At 35.6% G+C, this 12,178-nt stretch carries 12 protein-coding genes; 6 read left to right on the top strand and 6 right to left on the bottom strand.

Annotation, left to right across the window (positions count from 1 at the left end):
* Positions 1-26: 26 nt before the first annotated feature.
* The 4 genes from PZE06_RS10935 to PZE06_RS10950 all read left to right on the top strand — a co-directional run bounded on the left by PZE06_RS10935 (position 27) and on the right by PZE06_RS10950 (position 3,383).
* On the top strand, positions 27-566 hold the full coding sequence (locus PZE06_RS10935; RefSeq protein ID WP_150915705.1) for an NfeD family membrane protein: 540 nt from the start codon (positions 27-29) through the stop codon (positions 564-566).
* A 19-nt stretch (positions 567-585) separates the two neighbouring features.
* Positions 586-2,112 (top strand): flotillin lipid rafts scaffold protein FloT, encoded by a 1,527-nt coding sequence (locus PZE06_RS10940; RefSeq protein WP_150915706.1) that lies wholly within the window; start codon positions 586-588, stop codon positions 2,110-2,112.
* 154 nt (positions 2,113-2,266) lie between these two features.
* Positions 2,267-3,157 (top strand): helix-turn-helix domain-containing protein, encoded by an 891-nt coding sequence (locus PZE06_RS10945; protein WP_150915707.1) that lies wholly within the window; start codon positions 2,267-2,269, stop codon positions 3,155-3,157.
* A 37-nt stretch (positions 3,158-3,194) separates the two neighbouring features.
* Positions 3,195-3,383, top strand: a complete 189-nt coding sequence (locus PZE06_RS10950; protein WP_137744302.1) for a hypothetical protein — start codon at positions 3,195-3,197, stop codon at positions 3,381-3,383.
* Positions 3,384-3,666: 283 nt separating this feature from the next.
* On the opposite strand, the gene PZE06_RS10955 is transcribed toward PZE06_RS10950, so the two are convergent.
* From PZE06_RS10955 to rpsD, 5 genes are all read right to left on the bottom strand, one after another.
* Positions 3,667-3,915: a hypothetical protein gene (locus PZE06_RS10955; RefSeq protein ID WP_150915708.1), complete on the bottom strand. Its 249-nt coding sequence runs from the start codon at positions 3,913-3,915 to the stop codon at positions 3,667-3,669.
* A gap of 248 nt (positions 3,916-4,163) precedes the next feature.
* On the bottom strand, positions 4,164-4,412 hold the full coding sequence (locus PZE06_RS10960) for a hypothetical protein (RefSeq protein ID WP_150915709.1): 249 nt from the start codon (positions 4,410-4,412) through the stop codon (positions 4,164-4,166).
* An 11-nt stretch (positions 4,413-4,423) separates the two neighbouring features.
* Positions 4,424-4,684 carry a hypothetical protein gene (locus PZE06_RS10965; protein WP_150915710.1) on the bottom strand — a complete coding sequence of 87 codons (261 nt, stop codon included), beginning with the start codon at positions 4,682-4,684 and terminating at the stop codon, positions 4,424-4,426.
* A gap of 1,114 nt (positions 4,685-5,798) precedes the next feature.
* Positions 5,799-6,803: a DUF3231 family protein gene (locus PZE06_RS10970; RefSeq protein WP_150915711.1), complete on the bottom strand. Its 1,005-nt coding sequence runs from the start codon at positions 6,801-6,803 to the stop codon at positions 5,799-5,801.
* Positions 6,804-7,536: 733 nt separating this feature from the next.
* Entirely contained in the window at positions 7,537-8,139 is a 603-nt protein-coding gene (gene rpsD / locus PZE06_RS10975) for a 30S ribosomal protein S4 (protein ID WP_150915712.1), read from the bottom strand.
* 575 nt (positions 8,140-8,714) lie between these two features.
* On the opposite strand from rpsD, the gene PZE06_RS10980 reads away from it, so the two are divergent.
* Positions 8,715-10,592, top strand: a complete 1,878-nt coding sequence (locus PZE06_RS10980) for a sensor domain-containing diguanylate cyclase (RefSeq protein ID WP_150915713.1) — start codon at positions 8,715-8,717, stop codon at positions 10,590-10,592.
* A 92-nt stretch (positions 10,593-10,684) separates the two neighbouring features.
* Entirely contained in the window at positions 10,685-10,870 is a 186-nt protein-coding gene (locus PZE06_RS10985) for a hypothetical protein (protein ID WP_150915714.1), read from the top strand.
* Positions 10,871-11,502: 632 nt separating this feature from the next.
* Here the strand turns inward: PZE06_RS10985 and PZE06_RS10990 are convergent.
* Positions 11,503-11,982: a GAF domain-containing protein gene (locus PZE06_RS10990; protein WP_150915715.1), complete on the bottom strand. Its 480-nt coding sequence runs from the start codon at positions 11,980-11,982 to the stop codon at positions 11,503-11,505.
* Between the last annotated feature and the right edge of the window lie 196 nt (positions 11,983-12,178).

The raw sequence follows: 12,178 nt of genomic DNA on the forward strand, positions 1-12,178 counted from the left end.
TAGTTTATAGAAAGAGGGTGATACATATGGAACTGTTCGGAACGTCTATTCAGTCTGTTTACTTAATAACATTAATCATAGCCGGCGCCTTAACATTGCTATACATTTTATTTAGTGACTTACTTGAAGGACTTACTGAGCTAATCCCGTTCATTAATCCAGCTCTTATTCTCGCTTTTATTACGTTTTTCTCCGCAAGTGGCTATTTATTTGAATTGCTGACTTCATTAAACAGCATTATAGTCATCATCATTTCGATCCTTATAGCTTTATTATTAGATACATTGCTTAATATTTTTGTACTTATTCCTTTGTCCTCCGCTGAAGAATCGCTGGTGTATTCTACAAATTCCTTGAGAGGGAGAATTGGGAAAGTGATCATACCAATTCCTGAAGATGGGTTTGGTGAAGTAATGTTGAAAAGTGCAAGTGGAACGGTTGCGAAATCTGCCGTTAGCTTTAAAGGTGAAAGTATTGAAGAAGGACAGCATGTTCTCGTTATCGAAGTAAAAAACGGAGTGCTTCATGTGGTGCCCCATGAAACACAAGAGGATTTCTCATTTTAAAAGCATAGGAGGAAGTTAAATGTTACCGATCTTAGTCGTTATTGGAATTGTCGCTTTTTTATTAATTGCATTAATTGCAGTATTTGTAACAAAGTACCGTACTGCAGGACCAGATGAAGCATTAATCGTAACCGGAAGCTATTTAGGCAATAAAAATGTCCATGTGGATGAATCCGGCAATAAAATCAAGATTATTCGCGGTGGTGGAGCTTTCATTCTCCCAGTTTTTCAACAAGCAGAACCGTTAAGTCTATTGTCTAGTAAACTGGAAGTGACAACACCTGAAGTGTATACGGAGCAAGGTGTTCCTGTTATGGCTGATGGTACAGCAATTATTAAAATTGGCGGTTCAATAGAAGAAATTGCCACAGCAGCGGAACAATTTTTAGGAAAGCCGAAGGAAGACCGCGAAAATGAAGCTAGAGAAGTTCTCGAAGGTCATCTTCGCTCGATTTTAGGTTCGATGACGGTCGAAGAAATTTATAAAAATCGAGATAAGTTCTCACAAGAAGTGCAAAGGGTTGCTTCGCAGGATTTAGCGAAAATGGGTCTTGTGATCGTTTCCTTCACAATCAAGGATGTTAGAGATAAAAATGGTTATTTAGAATCATTAGGGAAGCCGAGAATTGCTCAAGTCAAAAGAGATGCAGACATTGCGACAGCGGAAGCGGAAAAGGAAACGAGAATTAAACGGGCAGAAGCTGATAAAGACGCGAAAAAGGCTGAATTTGAAAGAGCAACAGAAATTGCCGAGGCAGAAAAAGAAAATCAAATGAAAATGGCTGATTATCGCCGTGAACAGGATATTGCCAAAGCTCGTGCCGACCAAGCGTATGATTTAGAAACAGCGCGGTCGAAGCAAGAAGTTACAGAGCAAGAAATGCAAATCCGCATTATTGAGCGTCAAAAGCAAATTGAGCTTGAAGAGAAAGAAATATTGCGTCGTGAACGCCAATATGACTCAGAAGTGAAAAAGAAAGCGGACGCGGATCGTTATGCAGTTGAGCAGGCAGCTGCTGCAGATAAGGCGAAGCAATTAGCAGAAGCAGATGCGAATCAGTACCGGATTGAATCATTGGCAAAGGCGGAAGCGGAAAAGATTCGTTTGGATGGTTTGGCAAAGGCCGAAGCCGAAAGAGCACAAGGGGAATCGGAAGCAGATGTCATCCGTCTAAAAGGTCTTGCCGAAGCCGAGGCGAAACGCAAAATTGCCGAGGCATTCGAACAGTATGGGCAGGCTGCGGTTATCGATATGATTGTCCGTATGCTTCCTGAATATGCGAAACAAGTGGCCGGTCCATTGGGCAATATTGATAAGATAACGGTGGTGGACACTGGTGGAAATGGAGAAAACGGTGGCGCCAACAAAGTAACAGGCTATGCGACAAGCTTAATGTCATCCCTTCAAGAAACGCTCAAGGCCTCTTCAGGTATTGATGTCAAGAATTTACTTGAGAATTTTTCTGGCAAAGGCAATATCCGTGAAAGCATTGAGCAGCTAACAGATGAGTTAGGAAAAGCTGATAAGAATAACGAAACTGAATAAGAAATAAGAAACCTGTCGAAAATTGCGACAGGTTTCTTTGTGAAAAGGCCCCTGAAAATATGTACTTTTCAGAACTTTTTAGTAGAATGATATTAAAGGATTAAAGTGAAAATGGCAAACGAGTAATTTAAATTATCTGTAATGAGGGATAAAAATGAATAGTTTGAACACATATCTAATAGGAGACACATTAAGGTCATTTCGTGAATACAAAAAATTATCGATTGAAGAACTTTCAGAAGGTGTGTGTACAGAAGAAGAACTAAGTTCATTTGAAAAACAAGTCTCATACCCAGATCTCGAAACTTTGAATTCACTATTGAGAAAATTGAATGTCGACTTAGCTTATTTTTTTAACGTTGCCTCGAAGTCCTCTATCAATTATTCAAATGCGGTTATTCGATTGATTAATCGATATAAAAGGGATTGGGATTATGAAAGAATCCAAGAGATTTTAGATAAAGAATTATGCAACCCGATTTTTCAAACCGATCACTTAAGACAATTTCTCATTTGGCATCAAGGGATTTGTAAGTTTTACTTAGAGAAAAATCTGGACGAGGCATTGGAGCTATTGTATGAAGCCATTGATATTACGAATAAAAAAAGAGAAGATTTTAATGAAAGAGAAATTGAAATATTAACAAGCATTGCCATTTTGCATAAGGAATCTAATAAATTTGAGGAAGCGATATCAATATTCAAAAAGGCTTTAGATTATTTTGAAAGTCTTCCAGATATTCTTGATCCTAGAGGAAAGATAAGAGTTTATTTTGGATTAGCCCAGGCTTTAACAGAAGTATGTCAATATGAGGAATCTTTAATTTATTGCAAAACAGGCATTGAGTATTGTATTACTCATGAGCTTATATATTTATTATCAAGTTTATATTATCAGACTGGTGAAAATCTAATTAAATTGTTTCGTAAAGAGGAAGGATTAGAGTATTTAGATAGAGCAATATATATCCTTAAAGTGCAGGAAAATAAAAAATTTATAAAAATTATTGAAAATGAAAAAGACAAATTACTACATCAGTGGTAATATATAGTAGAATAAGGAATTTAGGAGGTAGGATATTTTGAAAAAAATAATGTTGAAAAGTGTGTTGGCTGTTTCGTTATTAGGTCTAGTTTTCTCATTTTCTAATTCAAGTGCTTCCGCAGGAATACCTTCTGAACACAAACATAGTGCAACGTATGAACTTGCAGGAATTCCTTCAGAACATTCAGTAATTAAACCACTAATGGGGATTCCTTCAGAACATTAATAAAGGGAAAAGCGAGGTATGAATTAAGTTCATCCTCGCTTTTTTGTTGCATTTTTAACTCCTTTATGCAGGATTTAAATAGAATTTTGGACCTTCAATAATGAAGCTATATGATTTGTTAAACACCTTTAATTGAAACAAGTTGAAAGTATTTTTAGAAGACCACATCTTGCTTACGTTTAAACCAGCTAGCCTTACGACTAAATGCTACAGCATAAACTCATTATTCTTTTATTTATCGTTCCACTCAAATCAAAATGCGGGTGGGCGACATTGTTACTGTTTAAGCTAAGTATGATCTAGTGGCGAGTGAGTTGGCTCCAACAGGTTCACTCTCTTGATTTTCTGATTCTGTGGTTGGGTCAATTTCCGGATCGGCCATAAACAGTCCTACTAGCATTAAAATAAAACCAGAGGCAATAAGAGTGAAAAATCTTTTTGTTACAAAGGTTTTTTTAAGCAGTGATACAACAAGATAGATTAATGATCCGATGAATAAAACAGTTCCTAAAATAAATATAAGCAAATCCATTTTTTTCCCCCTTCAATAACATTAGTTCCGCTTCGTAGTCCAAGTGCGTGTTTAATGATATTCCCATCCTACGAATAATAATAACAAATTATTTCTAAGTCAGCTTACTTTGTCGTTCCCAATGTGGATTAGTATTTTAACGATAGCCGTACGTTGAATTAAATGCTGAATAGAATAGGTACATAAGAATTGATTCCATATAAAAAAACCTTCCGTTTAGAAGGGCTACATATTATCAGTATGTAAAATTACTCCTCTTCATTTCTGAAGACTTTATCAGCATGTTGAATAGTAATAATTTTCTTTTCTGCATTGACTGTAATTACACAGTCCCAGGTTGGTTTAATCTGAAGATTTGCATTCTCATCAATCCAAAGAACACCATTCAATTCGAATGCGTCCTCTAAGATAACTAATTTTTTTTCATTGGGATCAGTAACAGGAAACAATCCTTCTTGTAAATCTACATTCCAATCAAAAAATTTAATTTGCTTCATAAAATCCTCCTTTAATCCCCAATAATATTTTCATATTTATCTAGAGATGCTATTCGTTTAGTACTAGTATTACCAACTTTCCAAGCTCTTTTGTTACCATTATAGCCCGTATGACCAGACTCGTCTTTATCTATTTTCCATTTTCCGATGGTAAAAGTTCCGCTGCTTTTCGATATTACTTGCAATATCAGACTTTTTTTGCTTTTAGGAATGTCTGCTGCAGCTTTTTCAGCTGCCTTTTTTCTAAAATATGCACTTACTTGATTAGACAACCATGATCCAGCAGCAATTATCGCTTCACCAATAACTAGAGCTCCAGTTGCAGTTAAAGCAATTTGACCTATACAATAAAATAAACTCCTGCTACTGCTGGGATAGCTGCAATATGAAATTCCCCATTTCCTGATTCAATCTCTATTAATATAGTGCCCAGAGCATTAGGATGATTAGGATTAAGATATTCCTTTTTACAATAGGCGATCGTTCTAAAGCAAATGAAGATGATGTAACTGAAAAGTTCAACATAAAGACCAAGAATATTGCGATTTTTTTGAGTGGTTAATCATGATAAATGGAGTGATCATCTAAACAAATATTATAAAAACTAATAAATTATATATTATTTGCTAATTAACGGAAATTTAATATATTTTTGGTGTTTTTGGATTATTTTTGAGAATTATAAAATGTGATAAAATCTTACTGAAGGGAAGGAGTGTTATCCTTGGAAGCAATTTTTTTCTTCGGAGGGATGTTTTTGGTGTTTCTTTCAGGAGTTGGACTTCTGTACTGGGGAGCATCTACTTTATTCAAGATAAGTAAGAAAGCTAAAATTAACTAACAAAAGAGCTTCTCTAATTTCGGAGAAGCTCTTTTGTATTAAAGATAGTCGTTAGCTGTACAGAAACTTTTTACGATTTTAACATCTTTCCATTTTTTACATGCAGATGTAACTCCCCATTGATAGAAATCAGCTGTGATATTTGATGCTAGTTCCCATCTTACGAATGCAGATAATGTGGCTAGGAAAGCTACAACTATAACAGGAAGTGCTTGTATAGAAAATTCCTCTTCACTTGGATTTAAAAATCCTGCTACAGTTTCTAATTGTTCGTTATCGACATTCTTAAAGAATAAGCTAATTTCCTCAATTTCTTTATCAGAGAGCTTTTCTTTTGCTTTCTGATAATCAATTGAATAAATCCCATTTTCAAAAGTCAGAGACTCAGCAACAATTTGTTGTTTCTCTTTAAATTCAGTTGATTCTACATTTACATTTGCTGCTTTTGCTGTAGACAGTGATAACTCTGAGAAAATTAAAACTAATGACTGTGTTCTTACTTCAATTCAAAACAAAATGCCCTCATAAAGAGGACATGATAGATTTTACTTTTCTTTACTAATATTCTTTCTATTTGGAGCAAGTGGTGGTTGTTCTAGCCATTTATACTTGGTCATTATATTAAACCAATCTTCTGTGACCATAAGGTTCTTCAATATGATTTTCTCATAAGTTGTCACAAGGTCTAGCCGCATTGCAGATGCAAGCCCAGCTCCATGATAAGATTGTGCAGATTGTAATAAGAACCCAATGTGATACAACATTAACTTGTCCGAAAAGGGTGAATCTTGAGAAGTGGTAACCTCTGATTCCCAAGACATAGGTACAGGTAAATTATCTCCTTTTAGAATTTTACTTAGCAACTGAATTTGCTGATCTGAGGTGTTTTGAGTATTCTTTAAAAATTTCCTAACGTCTTGTGATTGTGTTACCTGACTAAATGCAATTGAAAGAGATTTTTCCATTATTTTCTTTTTTAAGTTAAGAGATAGTGCAATAATTTCTGTTGCCGCTAACGGACGTTTTTCTCCAAAATAGCCATCTAAAAATTGTTGACCTGAAACAAATTCAGGACTTTTATCAGGGTAGAAGTAGGGATCTCTTTGGAAGTGTCCCTTTTCAAGTAGTAATTCAATAGTTTGATGGTACATTTTAATTCCATCATTATTACATGAATCATAGAAGTATCTTAGGTCCTTTCTTACAGAAGAACTTAGTGAAGTAGAATGCCCAATTAAGCCATGCAGGGTCATAATATGTAAATAGTGTAAACAAAAAATGTCAGAAAACAATCTTTCGGTACCTTTGTTTAGATCCGAATCAGTAAAACCAACTGGAATTGGAAATCCTTCTTTTTCAATAAAAATTTTAATCTGATTTTTTTGTTTACCAAATATCTTTACTGCGTCTTCGAAAAGCATCTTTATTTTTTCATCTTCGATGGTGGACAACATATATTGATTTACAATATCAACGGCGGTCCCGTTAACATATTCTCCCCATAGTGTACCTATTTCGGAAGATGTGAGTTTTAAATCTTCTTTTTCCATGTAATCACCTCATTCCTATCTTTTCCAAGATGTGAGGATTCTATAGGGGAAACTTTTTAGATAATGGATTAAAAATGGCTGGTAGAGCTTATTGAAACAGCCTCCTGAGTGCGATTATTGCGGCGAATTAACTGATAAAGTTCGACCATCACCTTGTGTATGGAGGATTCATCATTAATGTGCAGGCATTGCTTGCGTATGACCAAAAAGGAATATGCTGCTTCCCAGGATGATCATATTGGCATGTTTGAGGATTACCCGCATTTCATATAAACACAAGGTAGGAGGAATTTAGTTGGATAATTTAAGCGTTACAAAATACTTTATAGGTGGTTTAGGTTGGAATTGACTCATCTACTAAAACGGGTTTTATTGCATATATCAGGAGCATACAAGACAATAAGAAGAAAATCCAAAAGTATAAAAGATGTGGTCGGAGATAAAAAAGTGATTTGGATCGCAGCCTAAGTTATGTATTTTTACAATGAGTGAAAATCGAAAAAGAGGATTTCTCAGCTTGTGTGGGAAACTCCCTCATGATCAGGTCGTTTTATGAGCTACAATTAAATTGAGCGCCTGTCCACTTAATTAAGAGAATCTCCCAAAAGTACCCCCAAATAAGTGGGGGAAATTACATTATTCTACAAAGCAGAAAATAAATAAAAATCCCCAGAACCATTGAATGAACAATGTTTCTAGGGATTCGGTAGTCGCTAATTGAATAGCAATTAAATTAACGAGAATAGTACTCAACGATTAGAGATTCGTTCACTTCAGCTGGAAGTTCAGAACGCTCTGGAAGGCGAGTAAAAGTACCTTCTAGTTTATCAGCATCAAAAGTTAAGAAGTCAGGTACGAAGTTATTTACTTCGATTGCTTCTTTAATGATGTCTAGGTTACGTGATTTTTCGCGAACGCCGATTGTTTGACCAGCAACTACGCGGTAAGATGGGATATCTACACGTTTACCATCCACTAGAATATGACCATGGTTTACAAGCTGACGAGCTTGACGACGAGTACGAGCTAAACCTAAACGGTAAACGACGTTATCTAAACGAGACTCAAGTAGAGCCATGAAGTTTTCACCGTGTACACCAGCCATTTTACCAGCTTTGTCGAATAGGTTACGGAACTGACGCTCGTTCACACCATACATATGACGAAGCTTTTGCTTCTCTTGTAATTGTAAACCGTATTCTGATAATTTTTTACGTTGGTTTGGACCATGTTGTCCAGGAGCGTATGGACGCTTTTCTAATTCTTTACCTGTACCGCTTAATGAAATACCTAGACGGCGAGATAATTTCCAGCTTGGACCTGTATAACGAGCCATGAAAGACTCCTCCTTATGTTTTTATTTGGGTAAAATAAAAACAGACGTGACAGCAACAATTATGCTCATTTTGTTTTCAAGTACCTTCGCCCTCGCAGCAGAGGGTTACGCAGTACCCCATCATCGAAATGCGTTAGGAGCCGATGGCCCCTGAAGCTAGACTTCAGATTGAGGAACAAAATGAAAACATAAAAGGTGTTCACATAGGCTGCGATATTTTACACAAAGAATATTATATCTATAATTGGGAAGAGAAGTCAAGGAAATAATAAAAAAAGAATAAGAACATTAATAATCCATAAGACTTATATGGTATAATAGGAATGGTTGTCTTAAATAGAAGTACGAGTGTCTATGACAAATGTACAAGCACGATCTTGATTTTTGCCTTTTTTTAGGATACTTTTAGGTGGATGAAATAGGAGTTTAGACTCAGTTTGCCTTGTTTTTGCTGTGATAAATATCAATTCTTGATGCTAAATTGACAAAAAAATGACAAAAATCCACTGCGCATTATTATATAATAAAAGTATAGCGATCGTTTAAGAAAACGGATGATAATAGGTGATGATAGAATGAAAGTGCTTGAAAAAGAGATAATAATGAACCTAAAAAGTCGCTTCTTCGATTTAATACACGAGGACAAAGGTATTCTTTCCTATGAAGAAATACTAAGGGAGATGCTGTTTGTCATCCAAAATTTTATTCACTCTAAGGAATTAACATTTTTCAACTTTCATGACTGTGCCAAGGAAATGTATGTAGTCGCTTCAACAAGTGAAGAGGCAGAAGCTATGGAGTTTTCTCCGCATTTTAACAGTGAAAAATTTAATGAATATGTTTTGGACAAGTCTATCATTCGCCAACCGATTCCTTTTACAAATTTTGAGAAATATGATCTGCTTTTACCGATGAGAAGAGGAAATGAACAGCTTGGCTATGTTGCTATAAAAGATGTATCGAAAGAGCTTCATTTTTCTGATCCGATTTTGGAGAAGATCGGTGAGGAGTGCTCTAAATTCCTTCTTAAGGCAAAAGGGATTTGTGAAGTGATCTTTGAAGAAAAACGATATAAACAATTGTTTAGGGTAACGGAAAAATTTCATTCGTCGATGGATATGGATGCGGTGTTAGGGGAAATTATTTTTACTCTGCAGGAGGTTTATCCTAGCTTTACGTATTATTTAATGTTGTCCCATGATAATAATAATCACGCCAACTTGCCTATTAAGGATTTAGAATATGATAGCGAAAACATCTCTGCCATGCAGGCATATGTTACAGGTGCAATTCAATTGGAGGATTCCGTTCAAGAACAAAAATCAATTCTTTATGCACCTTTAAAGGGGAAGCAAGGAGTGTATGGTGTACTGCAAGTTATTGCCCCAAATACAAGGGCCTTTCCCAATAATGAGGTGGAATTTATAACACTACTTGCTAATACTGCAGGATCTGCTCTTGAAAATGCTCAGTTATATCAGCAATCAAGAAAGCTAATTGCTGACTTGCAATTGATTAACGAAACAACCCGCAGATTAAATTCTGATCTGCGCCTTACTGAGACCATTAATTTTATGACCGGGCAGATTTTGACATCCTTTGAAGCGGAAGAAGTAGGTTTTGTTCTTGTTTCTGAGAATTTTGAGCAAATAAAAGTTCTTAAAGGAAGTACTGATTTCTTCTTTTCTAAAGATGCTGAACAATATCTTCAATATATTGCCAAAAAAATAAAGAATGAAAAAGATTCGATCTTTTTAGGTGACTTAATTTTAGAAAACGTTTCGACTTCCTATCGTTCCGTAATGGCTGTTCCAATGGTACAAACAGATGTAATCATGGGCTTTGCTTTAGTTTTGCACCGGTTGCCGTACCATTTTTCTTTTGAAACATTTAAACTAATGCAATCATTGATTCATCATTCTACACTAGCATTTTCCAATTCCATGCTGCGAGAGGAATTAGAAAAAATGGTCATTACCGATCATCTTACAAAGCTTCACTCGCGCAACTTTTTAAATGAGAACATTCATCGTTCTATGTCTGAGGATGCTTTTGGAACTTTTATTTTGATCGATATTGATAATTTTAAACAGATCAATGACACTTATGGTCATCAAGTTGGCGATGAAGTGCTCATTCAAGTGGCGTCAATCATCCATGATAACATAAGAGACACTGATATTGGTGCAAGATGGGGTGGAGAAGAGTTAGCCATCTATTTGCCAAGAATCCCACTTCATGTAGCCGTAACGATTGCGGAAAGATTGGTGGCTAAAGTAAACGAGTTAACTGCTCCTCGCATTACAATATCTTGTGGAGTTTCTTACTGGACAAAGGAAAACGATGATAATTTCACAAAATTATTTAAAAGGGCTGACCAAGCTTTATATTTGGCTAAGGAAACAGGAAAAAATAAAGTAGTAGTGCAGGAAGATGAGGAATTAATCAGCTAATATAATCGCATCATTCACATAAGGCTATTCTTTAATGAATAGTCTTTTTATCTATGTTCTTGTCTGCATATTTCGATATTAGAGGTTAGAAAATGAAGAAATACAAATTAAAAAATAAATTTAAAGGGTATAAAAAAGGAACCCGGTTTTACGTAATTGTGGAATCGGAATTCATTGGAGTGAAAGAGTATGTATTGCGAACAGAGGATCTTTCGGAGAGATTAAGTATTTCAGAAAGCGAGCTTGAAAAACACTTTCTTTTTTTAGGCTATAAATAAATAACGCATAAGAAGCTTCTGTTTATTTCCGCCAGCTATTTGTTCTCAGTACTCAGTCTGAAGCGATACTCCATATCAGCCTCCAGTCCCTAGCGGCTTTTTGAAAATTTGGTTAGGTTGAAGAGGGAGCAACGTTTAAAAGTATTTTAGTAACTAGCGGAAAGAAGGTGAAATGAAATTGGATTATATTTTTATTTCAGGATTTGTTTTAGCCTTTCTATTTTTCGTGATCGCTGTATTTCAGGTCCTGCTTTCACTTGGTTATCCATTGGGAGAATATGCGATGGGAGGGTAACATAAGGTTTTACCTTATACATTGCGGATTGTAAGTGTGTTTAATGCTCTAATCCTTTTATTCATGATCATCGTGATTCTTGAGCATGTAGAAGTCCTCACTGTTTTCCATTTATCCTTTACAAACACAATTGTCTGGGTCTTCACAATCTTTTTAGGACTCAATACAATCGCTAATTTGCTCTCAACCAGCCGGAAAGAGAAATATACGATGACGCCATTATCGAGCATTGCTTTTGTCTTATCTCTTATCATTGCAATTTCGTGAAAACTGCCGATGAGGAAGGATAGACAGAGTCTTTTATCTCGAGTCTATCCTTCAGCAGCCTTCATAGAATTTAGACATAACGTACAAGCTCTTCAACGAAAGCTTCCAAATTTTCTTGGTCGACTTCATCAAAGCGATTCTTTTCTGGAGAATCGATATCTAAGACCCCGATTACTTGCCCATCTTTAATCAGTGGGATAACAATTTCAGATTGCGAAGCTGCATCACAAGCAATATGCCCTGGGAACTGATGGACATCCTCAACACGAAGTGTTTTCTTTTGACTTGCGCTTGTGCCGCAAACCCCTTTTCCAAATGGGATTCTTACACATGCTGGCAAGCCTTGAAAAGGTCCTAAAACAAGTTCCTGTTCCTCCGTTAAATAAAATCCAACCCAATTAATTCTATCTAGAAATTGATTCAAAAGAGCTGAAGCATTACTTAAATTGGCAATTTGATTTGATTCTCCATCTAGTAAAGCAATAAGCTGCTTCTTAAGGAGATTGTATTGATCTTGGCGATTGCCATCATATGATTGGACTTTAAACATGATTCTCCCCCTAATTACTGAAAAATGATTTATTCATTATGCCACATATTATGATAAAAAACGAATAATAATGACTGAGAAATTGCCTTTATTGTATCAAAACGGGTAGAAAAATAGGAGACTTTGTCTATTTTTTTATAGAGGAAAATGGTAGAAAGAAAAGAAGTCTTACAAGAGGGAAATAGATGTGTGTAAA

Source organism: Robertmurraya sp. DFI.2.37, assembly GCF_029211245.1.
GTDB lineage: Bacteria > Bacillota > Bacilli > Bacillales > Cytobacillaceae > Robertmurraya > Robertmurraya methanolica_A.

Coding starts and splice junctions, on each gene's coding strand:
- PZE06_RS10960 (WP_150915709.1), bottom strand. CDS start 4,412: ATGAAGCAAATTAAATTTTTTGATTGGAATGTAGATTTACAAGAAGGA.
- PZE06_RS10940 (WP_150915706.1), top strand. CDS start 586: ATGTTACCGATCTTAGTCGTTATTGGAATTGTCGCTTTTTTATTAATT.
- PZE06_RS10955 (WP_150915708.1), bottom strand. CDS start 3,915: ATGGATTTGCTTATATTTATTTTAGGAACTGTTTTATTCATCGGATCA.
- PZE06_RS10990 (WP_150915715.1), bottom strand. CDS start 11,982: ATGTTTAAAGTCCAATCATATGATGGCAATCGCCAAGATCAATACAAT.
- PZE06_RS10985 (WP_150915714.1), top strand. CDS start 10,685: ATGAAGAAATACAAATTAAAAAATAAATTTAAAGGGTATAAAAAAGGA.
- PZE06_RS10980 (WP_150915713.1), top strand. CDS start 8,715: ATGAAAGTGCTTGAAAAAGAGATAATAATGAACCTAAAAAGTCGCTTC.
- PZE06_RS10945 (WP_150915707.1), top strand. CDS start 2,267: ATGAATAGTTTGAACACATATCTAATAGGAGACACATTAAGGTCATTT.
- rpsD (WP_150915712.1), bottom strand. CDS start 8,139: ATGGCTCGTTATACAGGTCCAAGCTGGAAATTATCTCGCCGTCTAGGT.
- PZE06_RS10935 (WP_150915705.1), top strand. CDS start 27: ATGGAACTGTTCGGAACGTCTATTCAGTCTGTTTACTTAATAACATTA.
- PZE06_RS10970 (WP_150915711.1), bottom strand. CDS start 6,803: ATGGAAAAAGAAGATTTAAAACTCACATCTTCCGAAATAGGTACACTA.